Origin of the sequence: Bradyrhizobium sp. Ghvi (genome assembly GCF_900115265.1) — a bacterium.
GTDB lineage: Bacteria > Pseudomonadota > Alphaproteobacteria > Rhizobiales > Xanthobacteraceae > Bradyrhizobium.
In genome coordinates, this window is the sequence record NZ_FOVU01000008.1 from 280,490 (window position 1) to 301,070 (window position 20,581).

20 protein-coding genes are annotated in these 20,581 nt (G+C 64.6%); 11 read left to right on the forward strand and 9 right to left on the reverse strand.

Translation table 11 applies throughout. From position 1 onward, the window contains the following. Nucleotides 1–153 precede the first annotated feature (153 nt). The 4 genes from BM374_RS27855 to BM374_RS27870 all read left to right on the forward strand — a co-directional run bounded on the left by BM374_RS27855 (nucleotide 154) and on the right by BM374_RS27870 (nucleotide 3,915). A complete protein-coding gene (locus BM374_RS27855) occupies nucleotides 154–672 on the forward strand; it encodes an Mpo1 family 2-hydroxy fatty acid dioxygenase (RefSeq protein ID WP_177248573.1) in 519 nt (172 codons plus the stop codon). Nucleotides 673–705: 33 nt separating this feature from the next. Next, on the forward strand, nucleotides 706–1,737 hold the full coding sequence (locus tag BM374_RS27860) for an NAD-dependent epimerase/dehydratase family protein (protein WP_092299760.1): 1,032 nt from the start codon (nucleotides 706–708) through the stop codon (nucleotides 1,735–1,737). A gap of 28 nt (nucleotides 1,738–1,765) precedes the next feature. After that, nucleotides 1,766–2,392, forward strand: coding sequence for a methyltransferase family protein (locus tag BM374_RS27865; RefSeq protein WP_092299763.1), 627 nt, complete (start codon nucleotides 1,766–1,768; stop codon nucleotides 2,390–2,392). A 218-nt stretch (nucleotides 2,393–2,610) separates the two neighbouring features. Next, nucleotides 2,611–3,915 carry a PQQ-dependent sugar dehydrogenase gene (locus BM374_RS27870; protein ID WP_092299766.1) on the forward strand — a complete coding sequence of 435 codons (1,305 nt, stop codon included), beginning with the start codon at nucleotides 2,611–2,613 and terminating at the stop codon, nucleotides 3,913–3,915. An 83-nt stretch (nucleotides 3,916–3,998) separates the two neighbouring features. Here the strand turns inward: BM374_RS27870 and BM374_RS27875 are convergent, their stop codons facing one another. Together BM374_RS27875 and BM374_RS27880 are read right to left on the reverse strand one after the other, a co-directional pair. Beyond that, nucleotides 3,999–4,823 carry an aspartate dehydrogenase gene (locus tag BM374_RS27875; protein WP_092299946.1) on the reverse strand — a complete coding sequence of 275 codons (825 nt, stop codon included), beginning with the start codon at nucleotides 4,821–4,823 and terminating at the stop codon, nucleotides 3,999–4,001. 38 nt (nucleotides 4,824–4,861) lie between these two features. Then, a complete protein-coding gene (locus tag BM374_RS27880; protein WP_092299769.1) occupies nucleotides 4,862–5,779 on the reverse strand; it encodes a LysR family transcriptional regulator in 918 nt (305 codons plus the stop codon). A gap of 250 nt (nucleotides 5,780–6,029) precedes the next feature. Here BM374_RS27880 and BM374_RS27885 point away from each other — a divergent pair, with 250 nt between their 5' ends. After that, entirely contained in the window at nucleotides 6,030–7,103 is a 1,074-nt protein-coding gene (locus BM374_RS27885) for a tartrate dehydrogenase (protein ID WP_092299772.1), read from the forward strand. A 7-nt stretch (nucleotides 7,104–7,110) separates the two neighbouring features. Here BM374_RS27885 and BM374_RS27890 read toward each other — a convergent pair whose 3' ends face one another. Further along, nucleotides 7,111–8,070: a LysM peptidoglycan-binding domain-containing protein gene (locus BM374_RS27890; RefSeq protein WP_092299775.1), complete on the reverse strand. Its 960-nt coding sequence runs from the start codon at nucleotides 8,068–8,070 to the stop codon at nucleotides 7,111–7,113. Nucleotides 8,071–8,176: 106 nt separating this feature from the next. Beyond that, complete coding sequence (locus BM374_RS27895; protein ID WP_092299778.1) at nucleotides 8,177–8,896, reverse strand: hypothetical protein; 720 nt, start codon at nucleotides 8,894–8,896, stop codon at nucleotides 8,177–8,179. Between the two features lie 280 nt (nucleotides 8,897–9,176). Between BM374_RS27895 and BM374_RS27900 the strand changes: the two genes are divergently transcribed. Beyond that, nucleotides 9,177–10,100 carry an ABC transporter ATP-binding protein gene (locus BM374_RS27900; protein ID WP_092299781.1) on the forward strand — a complete coding sequence of 308 codons (924 nt, stop codon included), beginning with the start codon at nucleotides 9,177–9,179 and terminating at the stop codon, nucleotides 10,098–10,100. Beyond that, a complete protein-coding gene (locus tag BM374_RS27905; RefSeq protein ID WP_092299784.1) occupies nucleotides 10,097–10,858 on the forward strand; it encodes an ABC transporter permease in 762 nt (253 codons plus the stop codon). Before BM374_RS27900 ends, BM374_RS27905 begins: the two co-directional genes overlap by 4 nt. A gap of 61 nt (nucleotides 10,859–10,919) precedes the next feature. Here the strand turns inward: BM374_RS27905 and BM374_RS27910 are convergent, their stop codons facing one another. Both BM374_RS27910 and BM374_RS27915 read right to left on the reverse strand, forming a co-directional pair. Continuing rightward, on the reverse strand, nucleotides 10,920–11,363 hold the full coding sequence (locus BM374_RS27910; RefSeq protein ID WP_092299787.1) for a GlcG/HbpS family heme-binding protein: 444 nt from the start codon (nucleotides 11,361–11,363) through the stop codon (nucleotides 10,920–10,922). A gap of 85 nt (nucleotides 11,364–11,448) precedes the next feature. Next, nucleotides 11,449–12,459, reverse strand: a complete 1,011-nt coding sequence (locus BM374_RS27915) for a zinc-binding alcohol dehydrogenase family protein (protein WP_092299790.1) — start codon at nucleotides 12,457–12,459, stop codon at nucleotides 11,449–11,451. A 73-nt stretch (nucleotides 12,460–12,532) separates the two neighbouring features. Here BM374_RS27915 and BM374_RS27920 point away from each other — a divergent pair, with 73 nt between their 5' ends. Together BM374_RS27920 and BM374_RS27930 are read left to right on the forward strand one after the other, a co-directional pair. Beyond that, on the forward strand, nucleotides 12,533–13,465 hold the full coding sequence (locus tag BM374_RS27920; protein WP_092299793.1) for a LysR family transcriptional regulator: 933 nt from the start codon (nucleotides 12,533–12,535) through the stop codon (nucleotides 13,463–13,465). Between the two features lie 352 nt (nucleotides 13,466–13,817). Then, complete coding sequence (locus BM374_RS27930; protein ID WP_177248568.1) at nucleotides 13,818–14,600, forward strand: L,D-transpeptidase; 783 nt, start codon at nucleotides 13,818–13,820, stop codon at nucleotides 14,598–14,600. A 5-nt stretch (nucleotides 14,601–14,605) separates the two neighbouring features. Here BM374_RS27930 and BM374_RS27935 read toward each other — a convergent pair whose 3' ends face one another. Beyond that, nucleotides 14,606–14,860: a hypothetical protein gene (locus BM374_RS27935; protein WP_143270253.1), complete on the reverse strand. Its 255-nt coding sequence runs from the start codon at nucleotides 14,858–14,860 to the stop codon at nucleotides 14,606–14,608. A 77-nt stretch (nucleotides 14,861–14,937) separates the two neighbouring features. Here BM374_RS27935 and BM374_RS27940 point away from each other — a divergent pair, with 77 nt between their 5' ends. Then, a complete protein-coding gene (locus BM374_RS27940; protein WP_244552711.1) occupies nucleotides 14,938–15,876 on the forward strand; it encodes a glycerophosphodiester phosphodiesterase in 939 nt (312 codons plus the stop codon). Between the two features lie 6 nt (nucleotides 15,877–15,882). Here the strand turns inward: BM374_RS27940 and BM374_RS27945 are convergent, their stop codons facing one another. Beyond that, nucleotides 15,883–18,165: a spermidine synthase gene (locus BM374_RS27945; protein ID WP_092299805.1), complete on the reverse strand. Its 2,283-nt coding sequence runs from the start codon at nucleotides 18,163–18,165 to the stop codon at nucleotides 15,883–15,885. A 232-nt stretch (nucleotides 18,166–18,397) separates the two neighbouring features. Between BM374_RS27945 and BM374_RS27950 the strand changes: the two genes are divergently transcribed. After that, nucleotides 18,398–20,008 carry a phytoene desaturase family protein gene (locus tag BM374_RS27950; protein WP_092299808.1) on the forward strand — a complete coding sequence of 537 codons (1,611 nt, stop codon included), beginning with the start codon at nucleotides 18,398–18,400 and terminating at the stop codon, nucleotides 20,006–20,008. Between the two features lie 302 nt (nucleotides 20,009–20,310). On the opposite strand, the gene BM374_RS27955 is transcribed toward BM374_RS27950, so the two are convergent. Next, nucleotides 20,311–20,466: a Flp family type IVb pilin gene (locus BM374_RS27955; protein WP_092299811.1), complete on the reverse strand. Its 156-nt coding sequence runs from the start codon at nucleotides 20,464–20,466 to the stop codon at nucleotides 20,311–20,313. Nucleotides 20,467–20,581 lie beyond the last annotated feature (115 nt).

Below are 20,581 nucleotides of genomic sequence, written 5' to 3' on the forward strand. Positions count from 1 at the left end.
CCGAAACGGGAACCCTTTGAACCCTCGATTATTTTGCGGCCTATCTCAGCGCGCGACAGCACGGCCCTGCGCGACAAATGCGCCGGTTTGTGCACTGCTCTATCCGGTGCTATAGGCTCTGTTCGTCCTTCCCCTGTGCTGCATGAGACCGAGATGGGTGGCTTTTTTCAACGCCAACTTGCCCTTTATGTCGAGTACCATCGCGATCCCCGGAACACGGCGATGCATGTCGTCGGCATCCTCCTGCTGTTCACGGGCGCCGTGATGCCGCTGACGCTGGTGAAGCTGCCGCTGTTCGGTGGCGAGATCAGCCTGGCGGCGATCCTGGCCCTGCCGGTTCTGGTCTATTGGCTGCTGCTCGACGTGGCGCTCGGGCTCGGGATTCTGGCCGTTTCCATCGTGCTGTTTTCCATCGCGTCGACCGTTGCCGCGCAAGTCAGCATCATGACGATGTGGGCGATTTTCACCGCCTTGGTCGTGCTCGGCCTCGCCGCGCAGACCATCGGCCACAAGGTTTTTGAGGGGCGCGAGGCCTCGTTGTTCACTTTTCCTTCGCACCTTTTGCTTGGACCCATGTTCGTCATGGCAAAATTATTCATTGCACTGGGTTTTCGTCGTGACCTTGCCGCGATTCTCGCGCCTCTTCCGACCAACTCCCTTTCAACCCGATAGGCTTCCCGAAGCGGAATAGTAGCAACCTACTTCATGGCTCTCGTACTGGTTACCGGTGGCAGCGGCTTCATCGGACATCATCTCGTCGAAGCGCTCCGCAGCAGGGAGCAGCGGGTGCGCGTGCTCGACGTGCGACCGCCGGCCGCACCCTGTGCCGACGTCGACTACGTGACAGGCTCGGTCCTCGACGGCGCCGCGGTCGATGCCGCGCTCGCCGGCGTCGATCAGGTCTATCATCTCGCCGGCCTGCCAGGGATGTGGGTCGCCAACAAGCAGGACTTCCACGACGTCAATTGTCGCGGCACCGAGATCGTGCTGGCGGCGGCGATGAAGCGCGGCGTGTCGCGCTTCCTGCACTGCTCGACGGAATCGATCCTGTTCCCCTACGCCAGCCTCAATGGCGTTGCCGCCGAAGAAGCGCTGCAGCCGGCCGATGCGATGCCCGGCGCCTATACGCGCTCGAAGTCGCTCGCCGAGCATCACGCCGCGAAAGCGGCAGCGAGCGGTTTCCCGCTCGTGATCGGCACGCCCACCATGCCGATCGGCGCTGCCGACCACAATCTGACGCCGCCGACGGCGATGCTCTGGTACTTCCTCCAGAAGAAGGTGCAGCCGCATCTCGACTTCCTGGTCAATCTCGTCGACGTGCGCGACGTCGCCACCGGCCTGGTGCTGACCATGGAACGCGGCCGTATCGGCGAGCGCTACATTCTCGGCGGCGACTGTGTTCCGCTCGGGCGGATCCTGCGGATGATGTCAGCCATGAGCGGTCGCCGGCAGTTTCCGATCGTCGTGCCCGGCCGGATCGCCGAGCTCTCCGCGATCATGCTCGAGTTCATCTCCGACCACGTCACGCGCCGGCCGCCCAACGGCACCGCCGAAGGCGTGCGCATCGCGCTTGCCGCCAGCGACCTTTCCATCGGCAAAGCCCGAAACGAGCTCGGCTATGCGCCGCGACCGATCGAACCGGTTCTGCGCGAAACCATCACCCATCTGCTCGCCCGCAACGGCCAGCAGCCCACCGGCGCCATCAAGCATCACGCGCTGTCCTCGCGCGCGAGCTGAAGCCGCCGCCCAAACGCAAAGAACCTTCATGTCCTTCGATTTCAGCAAGCTTCTTTCTGTCGCCTGGGGCGGCTGGACCACGACCTGGCCGACCGAACTCCTGGCCCTGATCTGGCTTGCCTTTCTCGCCAGCTGGGTGGGCGCCTCGTTCTGGCAGGGGCAGACCAAGAAGCAGGTCATGACGCTGGAGTCGCAGCGCTATCGCTTGCCGATCCTGATTGGCGGCATCCTCTACACGCCGTTCATTGCGCAGATCCTGGGCTGGAAGCCGCTCTGGGTGCTCGGCAACACCGGTATCGCCCTCGCCGCGCTCCTCTCGGTCGCCGGCATCGCCTTCGCCTGGTGGGGCCGGCTGCATCTCGGGAAGTTCTGGTCCAACACCATCACCCACAAGGAAGACCACCGCGTCATCGACACCGGCCCCTACGGCCTCGTGCGCCACCCGATCTACACCGGCCTGATCTTCGGCATGCTGGTCACCGGCATCGCGATCGGCCTGGTCACGACGATCCTGGGCGCCATCCTGATCTCGCTCGGCATGTGGCAGAAGGGTCGGATGGAGGAGGTGTTCCTGTCGAAAGAGCTCGGCGAAGACGCCTACGGCGCCTATTGCCGCCGCGTGCCGATGATCATCCCGTTCACGTCGCCGCGGTGAGCGGGGCCTTATCTCCTGTTCCCATGGGGCGCGTTGAGCCCCATGGCTCGCGCCTCCAGCGACAATGGCTTCGCCATTGCGCGGGGATGACGGGTCGAGAACTCCCCATGCAAATTCGATCGGCTGCCATTCCCAGGGAATAGGCCGCATCAGCGTGCCGCACAGGTTGACGTCTGCCCCGTCAGCCAGTTGGATGCGCGCGCAAACAGGGGCTTCGCATGACCTTTTCCAGCATCTTCGCGCAATTCGTCGCGGTTCTCGGCGGCATCGCGCTGCAATGGCGGAAGCTGACGGGCACCGAGCCGGTACCGGCCTGGGGCCAGACGCCCGCCATTCCCGAGGCGAAGCCGCAAGGCGCGATCCCGACCCTGAAGATGCCGACTGCGCGCGGCTGGAGCCAAGGGCAGAAGCCGACGGTCGCGGCCGGGCTCAAGGTGAACGCATTCGCGACCGGGCTCGACCATCCGCGCTGGATCGAGGTGCTACCCAATGGCGACGTGCTGATCGCGGAGGCGACACAGATCGCGGGGCCCCCGCGCAGCGTGTTTCACTACGCCATGCAGGCGACGATGCGCCGCGCCGCGGCGCTCGGCGTCTCCGCCAACCGCATCACGCTGCTGCGCGACAAGGACGGTGACGGCGTTGCGGAAGTCCGCGGCGCGTTCATGGAAAATCTCAACCAGCCGTTCGGCATGGCGCTGGTCGGCAACACTTTTTACGTCGGCAACACCGACGGCGTGATGGCATTTCCGTACGTCGCAAATGCCGACCGCATCACGGCACCGGGCAAGCGGCTCACCACGTTCAAGCCGAGCGGCCACTGGACGCGCAGCCTGCTTGCAAGCCCGGACGGCAAGAAGCTCTATGCAGGTGTCGGCTCGCTGAGCAACATCGCCGAGATGGGCATGGAAGTCGAGGAGGGCCGCGCCGCAATCTACGAGCTCGATCTCGTTGCCGGCACGCACCGCATTTTCGGCGCCGGCTTGCGCAACCCGGTCGGCCTTGCGTGGGAGCCGACCACGGGCGTGCTCTGGACCGTCGTCAACGAACGCGACGGGCTCGGCGACGAGACGCCGCCGGATTATCTCACCTCGGTGCGCGACGGCGGCTTCTACGGCTGGCCCTATTGCTACTGGGGCAAGACGGTCGACGACCGCGTGCCGCAGGATCCGGCGATGGTCGCGAAAGCGCTCCAGCCGGACTACGCGCTCGGCGGTCACACCGCTTCGCTTGGCCTGTGCTGGATGCCCGCAGGCACCCTGCCCGGCTTCGGCGACGGCATGGTGATCGGCCAGCACGGCTCGTGGAATCGCAGCAAGCTGTCCGGCTACAAGCTGGTGTTCGTCCCGTTCGACAACGGCAAGCCGTCCGGCCCCTCGCGCGACATCCTGTCGGGCTTCCTGTCTCCGGACGAGAAGGAATCCTACGGCCGCCCGGTCGGCGTCGTGATCGGCCCCGACAAGAAGTCGCTGCTGATGGCCGACGACGTCGGCAACGTGATCTGGCGCGTGACGGGGGCGTAAATTGAGGTAGGCGCTCCGGGCTCGCTGCACCTCTCCCGCTCGCGAGCGCACCGGTGTCCGGGCTAACGAAGTCTCACGCCAAGTCACGTCCCCACACAGAGCGTCGCCCGCTGCTTGCGCAGCAGCGCGATCACGGACAGCGCGGTGATCAGCCCCGTCTTTGGATTCTCGGACGGCATGTTCTCGATGCCCATCGAGAACCGCGCCGAGTCCGCCTCGACCTCGATGCGATGAACATTGCGCGTTACGGTAGGGTCGGCCCAAACCTGGATCCGGGTACGATCGGGCCCGATCCCCGCCAGCGACAGCGCAACCGCGACGTTGACGTTGGCCGGAAAGCCCTTCGCCGCATCGCGCGCGCTGCCCTCGAACAGTTTCAGCGGTTCGCGCAGATTGTCGATGTCGATGTTGTTCTGAACGATGAACGGCGCGCCCTTGAGTCCGTCGATCGGCTTGCGCGTCACCATCTTCACCGAATGGATGGTGCCGACAGCTGCGGCGTTGACGGCATCCAGCCCGATCAGCGCGCCTGTCGGCACGAGGATGCGGCCGCCATTGGCGCGGGCGAGATCAACCAGATCGTAATTGTCGAGCAGCCCACCGACGCTGACGACGACCGCTGACCTGCCGCGCTTGACCGCGGGCTCCACGATCGCGCGCAATTGGCTGCTCGGGGCGCATTCCACCACGATGTCGGCGGCGTCGCCGAGCTGTTCGATCGGCAGGATTTGCGGTTGATGGCGCAGGGCGTTGATGAACGTCTGATGCTTGGCGGGATCGCGCACCGCGACAGCCGACAGCGTCAACCCTTCGATGCCCTGATCGAGCGCGGTGGCAACCTTGCTGCCGATCGAACCTAGCCCTGCAATGGCCACCCGCAATTCGCTCGAAGCTTTCTGATCCGCCATCATATCCCGCCGTTTGTCCGAGCCAATGTCATAGCCGCTCACGCCTCCCGCGCATAGCCACGCAGGCGCGCCTCCAGCACCGCCAGCATGGCATCGCGAGCCGGATCGCGCGAACCGCGCAGCCAGGCCGCAGCCAGCGGCAGCCGGCCGACGGGACCGCTCTGCTTGGGACGGAGCGGCACGAAGCGCACGCCCGTGACCGCCATCCGTGTGGTCCAGCGCGGCACGATGGCAGCGCCGAGCTTCGCGGCGACCAGGTTAATGATGGTCTGCTTCTCGTCGGCAACCTGAACGATGCGCGGCGTCAGCCCGGCCTGCTCGAACAGCTTGACCGTGAGGTCGTGGCTGTGCGGCCGCGAGCGTCGGTCGGGCACCAGCATCGCTTCGTCCGCGATGTCCGCCAGCACGATCGATTTCCGCGAGGCGAGCACGTGGTGCTGCGGAAACGCCACGATCGCGGTCTCCTGGAGCAACGGGCGAAACTCGAGCCGCTTGTGCGGTCGGTCGGGCGGTCGGACGAAGGCAAGATCGAGCGCGCCGGTCAGGATCTTTGGCAGCAACCTGACGGTCTTGTCCTCCACGAGCTGGACGGAGATCTCGGGATGCCTGCTGCGGAAGTCGCGCAAGAGCGGCGGTAGCAGGCCCGCTGCGGCGCTGTCGATGGCACCGATCCGCAGCCGCCGCGCCGCGCCTGCGCGCGAGCGGTTCCGTAAGTTGCTCTCGACAGCTTCGACCTTGGCAAGGATGGCGCGGGCGTCACGCAGCAGCGTCGCGCCGTCCTCGGTGAGCGAAACGGCGCGGGTCGTGCGCGCAAACAGCCGCGTGCCCAGATCCTCTTCCAGCAGCCTGATCTGGCGCCCGAGCGCGGACGGCAGCATCTGGAGATGCTGCGCGGCGCGGCCGAAATGCAGCTGCTCGGCCGCCGCCACGAAGCATCGTAACTGATGCAATTCCATTCAAAAGTCCCTCTCGCCTACACGCAGTCGTCATGCCCGGGCTTGTCCCGGGCATCCACGTTTTTGCGGAGCGGGAAAGGCGTGGATGGCCGGGTCAAGCCCGGCCATGACGTCGGGGTAATTATATCATTTCTTTGTATAAACCAGCGGCGATTGAACTCGCTTTCCCGCTCCGCATAGACTCATCGGCGCGGCGGCCGCCAGATCCACCGGACGGCCGCCGCTTTGATCTTTCAAACGGAGTCCTCCCATGCGCACCCATTCGATCGCAGCCATCCCCGCCGACGGCATCGGCCCCGAGGTCATCTCGGCCGGCGTGCGCGTGCTGGAAGCGCTGGCCAAGCGCAGCGGCGACCTCGCCTTCAACGTCAAAACGTTCGACTGGGGCTCGGACTATTACAAAAAGCACGGCGTGATGATGCCGGCCGATGGCCTCGCCGAGCTCAAGAAGTTCGACGCGATCTATTTCGGAGCGGTCGGCGCCCCTGACGTGCCCGATCACATCACGCTGTGGGGCTTGCGGCTACCGATCTGCCAGGGCTTTGACCAATATGCCAATGTGCGGCCGACCAAGATCCTGCCGGGTGTCGCCTCGCCGCTGCGCAATGTCGGCGTCGGCGATCTCGACTGGGTGATCGTGCGCGAGAATTCGGAAGGCGAATATGCAGGGATGGGCGGCCGCGCGCACAAGGGCCTGCCGGAAGAGGTCGGCACGGAAGTCGCGGTGTTCACCCGCGTCGGCGTCAGCAGGATCATGCGCTATGCCTTCCAGCTGGCGCAGTCGCGCCCGCGCAAATTCCTGACCGTGGTGACAAAGTCGAACGCGCAGCGCCACGGCATGGTGATGTGGGACGAGATCGCCGCCGAGGTCGCGACCGAATTCCCCGACGTGACCTGGGACAAGATGCTGGTCGACGCCATGACGGTGCGCATGACACTGCATCCGAAGAGCCTCGATACCATTGTGGCGACCAACCTGCATGCCGACATCCTCTCCGACCTCGCCGGCGCGCTGGCCGGCAGCCTCGGCGTGGCGCCGACCGGCAACATCGATCCGCAGCGCCGCTTCCCCTCGATGTTCGAGCCGATCCACGGCTCGGCCTTCGACATCACCGGCAAGGGCATCGCCAACCCGGTCGCGACGTTCTGGACCGGCGCGCAGATGCTCGAGCATCTCGGCGAGAAAGATGCGGCCGCGCGGCTGATGAAGGCGGTCGAGCAGGTCTGCGCGGCCGGCGTGCTGACGCCTGATGTGGGCGGCAAGGCGACGACCAAGGACGTCACCGATGCCGTGATCGACGCGATCCACGGCTCGAACGTCTGAGCAAAACCTACTTCTTCCGCCCCGAAGTTGCCGCCGGTGGCGGCACCGCCATCGCAGCTGCGGCCGCAGGCTCCGGCGGCGTCAGGTGCCGCGGCACGATGAGCGACTGCCCCGTGGTGAGCGTTGCGTTTTCGGGCAGCGAGTTGCTTTGCGCGATCGCCCAGACCGGCACGCGATTGGCTGCGGCGATGCTCTCCATCGTATCTCCCGCACGTACCGGCAAACGCACGCCGCTGTCCCACAACTCGACCAGCGTATCGGCCGGCAGGACATAGCGCAGCGGCACCGCATCGGCCTCGGTCTGCGGCGATATGCGCGGCAGTTGCGTCACCATCTCGACGATCTGACGATGGATGTCGTCGGACTTCTCGATGTTGATATGACTGACGCGGCTGTTCTCCTTCAGATCGTAGCTCGCGTAATGGCCGCGGAAGCCGGGCAGGGCCACGACGTCGCCGCCGCCGAGCACGCTGTCGGAGAGGAAGATGTTGATGAAGCGTTCGACATTGAGCGGCACGTCATCGGTCGCATGGGCGGGGTCGATGGTGATGACGAGGCTGATCGGAATGTTCTCCTTGGCCGCCATCTCCGAGATGATCACCGAGCACAGCCCGCCCATGGAATGGCCGATCAGCACGATCGGCGCCGGGCTCTCCTTGTAGCTGGCGATGGCGCGATTGCCGATCAGCCGGCACAAGGTGAATTCGTAGACGTCGGCCGAAAAGCCGGCCTTGGTCAGCTTCTCGCTGAGCCGGTCAATGCCGGTCGAGAAGATCGGCCCCATGGCGCCGCGGAACAGGTAGATCTTCGGCGGCGGCAGCGGCTCGAATGGCGGAGCGGGAGGTGGCGGCGCCACGGTGGTCACCGCCGCGCGCTTCGACTTGGCAGGCGAAGCTGCAGCCAATCCGGGGGTCAAGGCGAGCAGCGCAACCGCCGCCCACACCACAAGTCGCCTTGGATCAGACATCAAGTCCCGCAGTCTCACGAGGGCAAGCGCCCTCCACCGCGGCGCTTAATGACCGCCGATTGGGTGGAATTTGGGGCACGGACCTGATCCGGCGCCGCGCGCCGCTTCAGTTCCTCGCCGGCGCTACCGCCGCTGCCGAGCGTGCGGCGCGCGGTGCTGCGCCGGGTGAAGCGATTGGGCCCGCCGGGCCGCGCGAGCGGGCGATCGCAGCGTCGATCTCGGCGATCACGCGGCGCTGGATCGCCTCGTTCTTGTCGATCGTGATGTGGCCGACGCCGCTGCCGCGCACGTCGACATTGTCGAGTTTGCCGCGCAATCCCGCCGCGGCCCGCACCGGCTCGCCCGGACCGTCGCCGATATAGATGTTGATGTAGCGCTCTGCGCCGGTCGACAGCTTGGTCTTGAACACGGAGTCGAGTCCGATCGCGAGCTTCACGGGAACGCCGAGGTGGTTGAGCTTGGCGATCATGTCGGGCAGCGCGGTCGCGCCCGAGGAGTGCCCGACCAGAACGATGGTCTTGAGCCGGCCGGCCTTGTAGTTCGCAGCTGCCTCATCGGCAAGCGAGGACCAGGAGACGAAGTTGGCGACCGTCACCGGGATGCCCTGCGCCTCGAGCCGGGCGCCGATCGTGTCGAGCCCGAGCGAGAAGATGTTGAGCACGCCGCGCAGCAGGTAGACATGCGTCGTCGCGGCAGCCTGGCTCGGCGCCGCCTTGGCGGTGGTCGGGCTCATGGCAATAGCTGACAGCAGGAGCAGGCAGATCGCCCACATGCGGAGAGCGAGCAACTGGCTGGCGCCGGCGGTGTGACGGCCGTTCGGTCTCATCGATTGTTTCCCTGGGGACATACGCTTCGCGATTGGCCGGAATCGTAGCCACGGCCTGCTCGCAGACGCAACAAAGAGGCGCGTGAACGGCGATCTTAACCGCAACCCGTGACCATCGCGCAACACTTGCCCGAAACCTGCCCCTGAAGGGCCTGTTTTGAGACCATTTTTCTCCAGCCGATTGCGGCGGGGCAAGGCCATTCCTATTTCAGGGCTCCGCCGGTCTTCCGCCCGCCAGAGGGCGGATTCGGCGCCCCCTCCCCACCCTCAACCGGCCCACATGTCCTCCATCATTTCCGTCGCCAATCTGTCGAAGACCTATGGGTCCGGCTTCAAGGCGCTCAAGAACGTCAATCTCGAGATCAGGCGCGGCGAGATCTTTGCGCTGCTCGGCCCCAACGGCGCCGGCAAGACCACGCTGATCTCGATCATCTGCGGCATCGCCAATCCCAGCGAGGGCCGCGTCCTGGTCGGCGGCGAGGACATCCAGAGCTCGTACCGCAAGGCGCGCTCGTTGATCGGCCTCGTGCCGCAGGAATTGCACACCGACGCCTTCGAGAGCGTGTGGGCGACGGTGAGCTTCTCCCGCGGCCTGTTCGGCAAGCCGAAGAACCCTGCGCATATCGAGAAGGTGCTGAAGGACCTTTCGCTCTGGGACAAGAAGGACAACAAGATCATCACGCTCTCCGGCGGAATGAAGCGCCGCGTGATGATCGCGAAAGCGCTCTCGCACGAACCGCAGATCCTGTTCCTGGACGAGCCCACCGCCGGCGTCGACGTCGAGCTGCGCAAGGGCATGTGGGAGGTGGTGCGCACCCTTCAGCAGTCCGGCGTCACCATCATCCTGACCACGCACTACATCGAGGAAGCCGAGGAGATGGCCGACCGCGTCGGCGTCATCAACAAGGGCGAGATCGTGCTGGTCGAGGACAAGACCACCCTGATGCAGAAGCTCGGCAAGAAGCGGCTGACGCTGCATTTGCAGGGCAAGCTCGCCGCGCTGCCCGACAGTCTCGCCCAATACGAGCTCGACCTCTGCGACAGCGGCGCAACGCTGGTCTACGACTATGACACCAAGGGCGATCGCACCGGCATCACCAGCCTGCTCAGCGACCTCCGCACCGCCGGCATCCGCTTCAACGATCTCGACACGACCCAATCGTCGCTCGAGGACATCTTCGTCGACCTCGTGAGGACGTCATGAATCACCGCGCCATCCGCGCCATCTACCTGTTCGAAATGGCGCGCACCTGGCGCACGCTGCTGCAAAGCATCGTCTCGCCCGTGGTCTCGACCTCGCTGTATTTCGTTGTGTTCGGCGCCGCAATCGGCTCGCGCATCAGCCAGGTCGAAGGCGTCAGCTACGGCACCTTCATAGTGCCGGGCCTGATCATGCTGTCGGTGCTGACCCAGAGCATCGCCAATGCCTCCTTCGGCATCTACTTTCCGAAATTCACCGGCACGATCTATGAGATCCTGTCGGCGCCGATTTCTTACTTCGAGATCGTGCTCGGCTATGTCGGCGCCGCCGCGACCAAGTCGATCATCCTCGGCCTGATCATCCTGGCGACAGCCGGCCTGTTCGTGCCGCTGCACATCCATCATCCGGTCTGGATGTTGGCTTTCCTGGTGCTGACGGCGGTGACGTTCAGCCTGTTCGGCTTCATCATCGGCATCTGGGCCGACGGATTCGAAAAGCTGCAGATGATCCCGATGCTGGTGGTGACGCCGCTGACCTTCCTCGGCGGCAGCTTCTATTCCATCGACATGCTGCCGCCGACCTGGCGCACGGTCGCGCTGCTCAACCCGGTCGTCTACCTGATCTCCGGCTTCCGCTGGAGCTTCTACGAGATCGCTGATGTCAGCGTCGCCGTCAGCATAGGCATGACGACGGCATTCCTGGTGATCTGCCTCGCCGCGATCTGGTGGATTTTCCGCACCGGCTATCGGCTGAAGAACTGAGCCTTCCGGTCATTCCGGGACGTGCGCAGCACGAGCCCGGAATGGCAGAAGATGGTTGCCTTCACTTGGCGGCCTCGAAGCCAGCGGCCTCGAGCGCAGCCACCGCCACGTCGTGGTCTTGCTGAGCGGTGCCGCCGGAGATGCCGATGCCGCCAACCACACGACCGCCCGCCACGATGGGAACACCGCCGCCCACCGGCATGACGCGCGGATGGTTGGCCAGCGGAGCTGTGGCCGGCTGAGCGACAACCTGGTTCCAGATCATCGTGTCCAGGCCGAAGGAGGCGGCAGTCCAAGCCTTGTTGATGGCCACTTCGGCGGCCAGGAACGGCGTGGCGTCGGCGCGCTCGAAGGCAATCAGGTGGCCGCCTTCGTCGGTGACCGCAATGGCCAGATTCAGGCCGATCCTGGTGGCCGCGTCGCGCGCAGCGATGCCCAGCGCCAGCGCGCTGTCGCGCGTGATGGAAGCCTTGGTTTGGATTTGGACAGCGTTGCTTTGAGCCATGATGAGGTTCCTTGTGTTGAAGTTGATGGAAGGGTGAAAGAGTTGAAGCTCAGCGCCTGGGTGCTTGTATGCGAAGCGCTTGAAATCAGAAGCCTTCGAGCACGATCTTGCCCACGGTCTTGCCGCTTTCGATCAGCGCATGCGCACGGATCAGGTTTTCCGCGTTGATGCGGCCGAAGGCGGCGTTGGCTGTCGTCTTGACGCGGCCGGAGTCGACCAGGTCAGCCACGCGCCGCAGCAGAACGCCCTGCTCTTGCATGTCGGGCGTCTCGAACATTGAGCGCGTGAACATCAGCTCCCAGTGCAGCGACAGCGACTTGCTCTTGAGTGCGATCGGATCCAGCCCTTCCATGTCGTCGATGACGGCGAGCGCGCCCTGCGGCTTCAGGCTTTGGATGATCTCTTGATAGTGCGAGCCGGTCTGCGTCAGCGAGGCCACATAGTCGACGTGCTCGATGCCGGCCGAGCGCAGCGCCTGCGACAGCGGCTTGGAGTGATCGATGACCGCGTGCGCGCCAAGCTCCAGGCACCATTCACGCGACTCCGGACGCGACGCCGTGGCGATGACGCGCAGCTTGGTCAGCTGCCGGGCCAGCTGGATCAGGATCGAGCCCACGCCGCCGGCGCCGCCCACGACCATCAGCGTCTGGCCTTCGCCACCGCCTTCGGCGATGCGCAGCCGATCGAACAGCAGCTCCCAGGCGGTGATAGCCGTCAGCGGCAGCGCCGCGGCTGGCGCATCCGAAAGCGACTTGGGCGCCTTCGAGACGATGCGAGCGTCCACGGCATGCAGCTCGCTGTTGGCGCCCGGACGCTTGATCGCGCCAGCATACCAGACGCGGTCGCCGACCGCGAAGCCACTGGCCTGCGGGCCAACGGCCTCGACCACGCCGACGGCATCCCAGCCGAGCACCTTGACCTCGCCGGCGGCCGGCGCGCTGGCGGCGCGCACCTTGGTGTCGACCGGATTGACCGAGACCGCGTGCACCCGCACGAGCAGGTCACGCGGACCGGGCACCGGCGCGGGCAGGTCCACGTCCTCGAGCGCCTTGGGCGCGTTGATGGGCAGGTTCTTGCGATAACCGACGGCTTTCATGGGCAAATTTTCCTTCCATGTCGATGGAAGGCAACGTAGATAACATTCCTACAATTGATAAGCCGGCATCTGGATGTATCACTTTCAAACAAGAATTGAAAATGTAGGCGACCTTCAGGTGCTGCTGCACACGGTCAGCGGAGGATCATTGACCGCAGCGGCGCAGGCACTCGGCATCACGCCAGCGGCGGCCAGTGCAACGCTTAAGCGGCTCGAGACTCAGCTGGGCACGCGGCTCTTCGAACGCTCCACACGTGCCATGCGGCTTACGCCGTCAGGTCAAATCCTTCTGGAGTATGCCCAGCGCGCGTTCGAGCTGCTTGCCGAGGGGGAATCCCAGCTCGATGCCGAACGCGGCGCGCTGGTGGGCACCGTGCGTGTCTCGGCGCCGTCGGACCTTGCTCGGACCGTGCTGATGCCAATGCTTGACGAGTTCTTGCACCTTCATCCCGGAGTGAAACTGGCGCTCAATGTTGGCGACCGCGTGCTCGACGTGCTGCGAGATGAGGTGGACTTGGCTATTCGGTACGGTGAGTTGAGCGACTCTCGTCTCGTGGCCCGTCCACTTTCGCTCGCGCACCCTGTCGTCAGCGCTTCTCCCGATTATTTGAGTCGTCATGGCAGGCCACGGACGCCGACAGACCTGGTGGATCACAACTGCATCTCATTCATTCGCGGCGGTCGCACGTCCAGCTCGTGGCGCTTCGGTCAGAACGGCCAGTGGACCATGGTAAGGGTCAGCGGCGACCGGATCGTGGATGACGCCTCGCTGGCACGCGAATGGGCTGTTTCGGGAGCCGGAATCATCTTCATGACGGAGATCGAACAACGCCGTGATCTGCAAAGCGGCAATCTTGTGCGACTACTGACCGAATGGGAGACAGATCCGTATCCGTTGCATGCTCTCTTACCTAGCGGGCGCTTCGTCCCCAATCGCGTTCGCGCGCTTCTGGACTTCATCGCTGGGCGCTTTGCCGAACTTCGGCGATCAACCACGGAGCACTGAAGAGAGTAGCCAGCCGGACAAGACCGCGGCGGCAATACGGGCTTCGTTCATCTTCAGTCTTAATGCGGCATGGCGGCGAAAAGCGCCTGTGGCAAGACAGCATCAACGTGCGAAGCGGCCAAATGGTTGCGCCTTTGTGACGAATTGTCGGCGTTATGAACTATGCCGCTCGCGAAAATGTCAGCACCGCCAGGACATACGCGGCACAAAGCGGCCTTGCTTACGCCCGGCTTCGCGTTAACGATGGCAGGCAGGTTAGCTTGGCAGGCCGCTGGAACGAAAGCCGGATTGCAGGCATAGTGCATGCCGGGGACGGAGAGCCGCGGTGAACAGGCCGGAGGCCAGACGTCAGATGCGTTCGTTTTTTATCGCTTTCACTTCGCTGATGCTTTTGAGCGCGGGCACCGCGCAGGCCAAGGTCGACATTACCATCGACAAGGACAATCAGCAGATGACCGTCGTGGTCGACGGCGTCACGCGTTACCATTGGCCGGTGTCAACGGGTATCCCCTCGCGTGAGACACCGAATGGCTCGTTCCGTGCGTTCCGCATGGAAGAGGATCACTACTCCAAGGAATTCGACGACGCGCCGATGCCGCACTCGATCTTCTTCACCAAGATCGGGCACGCCATCCACGGCACCGACTCGGTCGGACGATTGGGGACGCCCGCCTCGCACGGCTGCGTTCGACTGTCGCGCCAGAATGCCTCGACGCTCTACGCGCTGGTGCAGGAGCAGGGCGTGCTCAACACCACGGTGACGCTGACCGGCTCGGCACAGGTTGCACTCGCGCGCAATCCGCGCGGCCGTACCAACAATGCGGTCGCGCGCAGCCAGCAGCCCATTGACGAGCAGCAATACGCAACGTCAGGCGATCCCGTGAATCTGACGCCGCCGATGCAGCCGGCGCAGCGCTACATATCGCAGGATGACAACTACATCTATCCCGCGGACGGCAGCGACACCGGCACGCGCTACCCGGCGCCACGCCCGATCGCCCGGCCCTATGGCGCGCAGGTCTACCAGCAGGTGCCGCAGCCGACCTACGACCAGCATTACGGCCAGCAGGGCTCTTACTATCAGCCGCAGCCGCGTCAGTACTATCAGCCGCGCAATTATTACTACCAGAACTGAAATTATCATTTGAACGTGGCGCCGCCGCGTTCGACGATCTTCCGCACGGCATCGACGAAGGCGCGAGCGACCGGCTCGAGGATCTCGGGGCCGGTGGCGCCGAGATCGTCCGCGGGCGTGTGGAAGGTTTGATGGCGGCCGGCCATGCCGAAGAAATTGGTATAGCCGCTGGCACGCTCCACGACATATTGCCGGCCGGGCACGATGGGTTGAAACGACTGGACGAAACGAGCGTGGATTTCATATGCTTTTCTTTTCATTTGGGCCCGCGACGGGGATGCCGTCACGCATTGCGACAATTCTGGCCGTGCTCTCGGTTCTCACGACAGGACAAGCCATGACCGGAAGAGCGATGGCTTTCGATCTCGAGGCACACCGCGGCGGGCGCGCGCTGATGCCGGAAAACACGCTGCCGGCCTTTGCCAACGCGCTGACGATGGGCGTGGACACGCTGGAGCTCGACGTCGGCGTGACCGCCGACGGCGAGGTCGTCGTGTCGCATGAGCGCGGGCTCAATCCCGATCTCGCGCGGGATCCGAACGGCGCCTATGTCGCTGCGCCCGGCACACCTTTCGTGAAGCTGCGGTTCGCCGACGTCAGAACTTATGACGTCGGCCGGATCCGGCCCGACAGCGCCTATGCGAAGCAATTTCCCGACCAGCGCTCAGTGCCGGGCACCCGCATTCCCACCGTGAAGGAGCTGTTCGCGCTGGTTCGCAAATCCGGCAATGAACGCGTGCGTTTCAATATCGAGACCAAGATCGATCCGGATCACCCCGATGAATCCCTGGAGCCGCAGGCCTTCGTCACCAAGCTGCTGGGGGTGATAGCAGACGAAAACTTTTCCGACCGTGTCATGATCCAGTCGTTCGACTGGCGGACCCTGCTTCTTGTGCAGAAGCAGGCCCCGACCATTCCGACCGTGTACCTGACGATCCAGCGCGGCTCGGCACCGTCAGTCGCTCTCGACAAGGCGACCAGCTGGACGGCGGGCTTCAACCCGGCCGATCACGCCGGCTCCCTGCCGCGGACGATCAAGGCCGCAGGCGGCGCGGTGTGGTCGCCCTATTTCGGCGACGTCACCGCGGCGCTCGTCACCGAGGCCCATGCGCAGGGATTGCGCGTCGTGGTCTGGACGGTCAACAAGCCCGACGACATGGCGCGGATGATCGAGATCGGCGTCGACGGCATCATCTCCGACAGGCCGGACCTGCTGCGGCAGGTCGCTGGCGAAAAGGGCCTTGCGCTGCCGGCGGGGACGCCGGTCGAGCCATAGGAAGCGTCACTGCTCCCCGAACCGCAAGCGCCGATACAGCGCACCCAGGATATTGGAATAGTCGTCGGTCCAGACCCGCACCTTCTCGTCCGCGTCGGTCTCTTCCCACTGCTTGGAAGACGCGAGCCTGCCGATATCATCGGCCTCGCGCGCGGAGATGACGACGTCGGTTGAGAAGATGTAATCGGCGTCGCGGCCGGAATCCTCGTCAAAGACCCAGCTTTTGAGATCATTGGCATCGGCAATGCCGACCACGACGGGCTCGAGATCGAGATGCCGGTTGGAGACGTGCATCACCACAGCGCCGTGCGGGGCGAGCTTGTCCTTGTAGATCTTCATTGCCTCTTCGGTTGCCAGATGAATCGGGATCGCATCCGACGAATAGGCATCGACGATGATGAGGTCGTACACGCCGTCGGGCTCCCTGGCGAAGGTGAGGCGCGCATCGCCGATCACCGGCTTCAGATCCGGCAGGCAGCTCGAGATGTAGCGGAAGTTTTTCGGATCGCGCGCGGCATCGACCATGGACTGGTCGATCTCGAAGAACTTCCAGTCCTCGCCGGGCGCGGCGGCGCAGGCGAGCGTACCCGAGCCGACGCCGATCGCCGCAACCTTCAGCGGCGCCCCCTTGCGCTCCCGCATCGCGGTGATGGCCTGACCGATGCCGCCGTCCTTGTGATAATAGGTGATCGGCTCGGGCCGGCCGGTGACCGGCGTGCCGTCATTGTTGCGGAAGCGCTCGGCGCCGTGAATGGTGGTGCCGTGCATCAGCACGTGGAAATAGCCGCCCGGCGTCACCACGATCTTGTGCACGCCGAAGAAGCTGCGCACGGTGGTGACGCGGCCCTCGTCGGCCGGATAGATCCGCGTCAAGGCGAGCGCCAGCGCCACGGTGGCAAAGATCTTCCAGCGATCGGCATTGAGCGCGAGCGCCAACAGCGCCGCGAGCACGCCGACGGCGCCGGCAACCCAGACGCGGTGATCCTCGAACCAGGTCGAGAGATCGCCTGCCGCGTAAGACGGCGCAACCAGCGCCGCCGCCAGTACGGCAAGGGCCAGCCAGTACCATCTCACGATGCCAGCAAGACGCTCGCTCGCCGAGGGCCGGCACAGCGCGGCGAGCGCGACCAGGATCGGATATTCGGCGATCCAGGAGAAGGTGAATGGAGCGACGAGACCGGCAAAGAGGCCGCCGACCATGCCGCCAAACGACAGCGCGACATAGAAGCCGGTGAGATATCTGGCTGCGGGGCGGGTCCGCGCCAATTCGCCATGGCAGGCCATGGCGATGACGAAGAAGCAGAGTTGATGGCCGCCCAGCGTGAGTAGCAGATTCTGCTCGCCGCCAAAGGCGAGCAGAAAGATGACGCCCGCAATCGCGACAGGCTGGAGCATCAGCATCCATTTGTGCGGCAAGAGCGGCCGCGACTGAAACACCACCACCCAGGTGAGCAAATACAGCGACAGCGGCAGCACCCACAGCAGCGGCGCCGCCGCGACGTCAGTGGAGATGTGCGCCGTGACCGCGATGAGCAGCCCGGAGGGCACCGCGGCGAGGAAGATCCAGCGCAGCCGCGTCAATATGCCTGGAGCCGGCGTGTCTGCTTCTTCAATTCGCGCATCGGCCACCCCAATATCAGGCGAGCGCAGCAGCATCGCGCCGCAGGCCCCGATCAGCAGGATCAACAGGGCATAGCCCCCGGTCCACAGCCGGTTCTGCGCATGCAGCGTGAACATCGGCTCGAGCAGGAACGGATAGGACAGCAGCGCGAGGAAGCTGCCGATATTGGAGGAGGCATAGAGGAAGTACGGGTCGTGACCGTCAGGATGACCGGTCCGGACGAACCAGGCTTGCAGCAGCGGATTGTTGGCGGCGAGCGCGAAGAACGGCAGGCCGATCGAGGTCCCAAACAGACCTAGCAGCCAGAACGCGTAGCCGGACGCTGGCGGCTCGCCATAGGCGCTGGCGATGCCGAGCGGCAGCGTGACGAAGGCCGCGATCAGCAGCACGAGATGTACCACGACCGGGACCACGCGATTTCCGATCTGCATGAGCAGATGCGCGTAGGCATAGCCCGCGAGCAGCAGCGACTGGAAGAACACCATCGCCACCGACCACACCGCCGGCGAGCCGCCGAGCCGCGGCAGCACCATTTTCGTGAATAGCGGCTGCACCGAGAACAGCAGGAGCGCGCTGACGAAGATCGCGGCAGTGTAGATTGTCAGCAGCAGCCGGTTGCGCGGGGCGGACGGCTGCTCCGCGGCGGCGTGTTGCGCGATCGAATCCATGGGAGCTCCGGCTTACTTCCGGCGGGCGCCGGCCGCGCGCAATGGAGCACACCGCGCCTGAACGGACAATAAATGGACTCGTGATGTTGCCGCGGCGACTGCTTGCTATTAGACGGTCGTTCGGGGGGTGCAAAGCATCGAACCCGGAACCTCGGGATTCTCCGGTGCGGAAGCCCGCACCATAGTTCGCGCTTCGCGCCCCGGAATGACGGCAGACTGGGCTTGAATTTTCATGACAGATACCGACGTCGTCATCATCGGCGCTGGCCATAACGGCCTCACTTGCGCGGCTTATCTCGCGATGGCGGGCTTGCGCGTGCATGTGGTCGAGCGCCGCAAGGTGGTCGGCGGCGCCGCGGTCACGGAGGAGTTTCACCCCGGCTTCCGCAACTCTGTCGCGGCGTACACCGTGAGCCTGCTTAATCCTCAGGTCATCCGCGATCTCGGACTGGCCGAGCAGGGCCTGCGTGTCGTCGAACGGCGCGCGCAGAACTTTCTGCCCGCGCCCGATGGCAGTTATCTCCTCACCGGCGAAGGCCGGACGAAAGCCTCCGTTGCGCGGCTCAGTACGCGCGATGCCGACGCGCTCGACGGATTTTCGCGCGAGCTCGAGGACATCGCCGACGTGCTCAGGCAGTTCGTCCTGCGCGCGCCGCCGAATCTGCTCGCCAGTTTTGGCCTTGGCGCGATCCGCGAGGCCGCGAACGCACTGACGACAGCCAATATCCTGCGCGGCCTGACGCTGGAACAAAGCCGCAGCCTGCTCGATCTCTTCACCCGTTCGGCCGGCGAGATGCTGGATGAGCGGTTCGAGCACGATCTGGTCAAGGCGCTGTTCGGCTTCGATGCCATCGTCGGCAATTATGCGAGCCCTTATGCGGCCGGCTCGGCCTATGTGATGCTGCATCACGCCTTCGGCGAGGTGAACGGCAAGAAGGGCGTATGGGGTCACGCCATCGGCGGCATGGGCGCGATCACGCAGGCCATGGCGCGTGTCGCGCGGGCCAAGGGCGTCACGATCGAGCTTGATGCCGGCGTGCGCGAGGTGATCGTCGAACGCGATCGCGCCGTCGGCGTGGTGCTGGAGAATGGCAAGCCGATCCGCGCAAGATATGTGGCGGCCAACGTCAATCCAAAACTGCTCTACACGCGGCTGGTCGCGGCGGACGCCCTGCCCCAGGACTTCCTCGCCCGCATCCGCCACTGGAAGAACGGCTCCGGCACCTTCCGTATGAACGTGGCGCTCGACCGCCTGCCCTCCTTCACTGCGCTACCCGGTAACGGCGATCACCTCACTTCCGGCATCATCCTGGCACCAAGCCTCGGCTATATGGACCGCGCCTATCTCGATGCGCGGGCGCAGGGCTGGAGCCGTCAGCCGATCGTCGAGATGCTGATTCCCTCGACACTCGACGACACGCTCGCCCCTGCCGGACAACACGTCGCGAGCCTGTTCTGCCAACATGTGGCGCCGGAGCTGCCCGATGGAAAGTCATGGGACGACCATCGCGAGGAGGTCGCAGATCTCATGATCGCGACGGTGGACAGTTATGCGCCGGGCTTTGCGGCCAGCGTGCTTGGGCGGCAGATTCTGTCCCCGCTCGATCTCGAGCGGCAGTTCGGCTTGCTCGGCGGCGATATCTTTCACGGCGCGTTGACGCTGAACCAGCTGTTCTCGGCCCGGCCGATGCTTGGCCATGCCGATTATCGCGGGCCGCTGAAGGGCCTCTATCATTGCGGCTCCGGCGCCCATCCCGGCGGCGGCGTGACCGGCGCCCCCGGCCACAACGCGGCGCAGGCAATTCTGAGAGATCACCGCAGCCTGTTCGCAACCCGGGCATAGGTCTGTGGATGGGCTGTGGACAGGTCTGTTCGCAGGGCTGTGATGAAGCCTTGGAAGCCAGTCGCGCCCTGCAGGGTACAAGCGCGAACCAAGCTGTGGGAAGGGACTGGATAAGCCGGGTGCAGGGCGGTGGATGGCCGCCGAACTCATGAGAGGACAACCTGTGGACGCCGGCCGCGATAACCGCTTCGCGTCCCCCCAGAATGACGGCGCCCGCCAAGGGACATTTCCCCTGGCGGGCTGATCACCGAAAATGCCGTCTATGAAGAAAGCGGCCGCCGCCGGGAAATGGGAGGCAGAAATTACTTCAAGGAGGCGCTAATCGAACCGAACTTTTCGTTCATCGTGGTGCCCAGGCTGTTCACCACGGTGATGATCGCCAGAGCGATACCGGCCGCGATCAGGCCGTATTCGATCGCAGTCGCACCAGACTCATCGGACCAAAACTTCGAAACCATGCGCTTCAAGACTCGCCTCCATCTCCATTCAAGGGTGTGCCGGTTGGCTCCAACACCCGAAAATGTACGGGCAGACAGCCTACAATCGAGTTAAACTGGGAACCGCAACTTATAT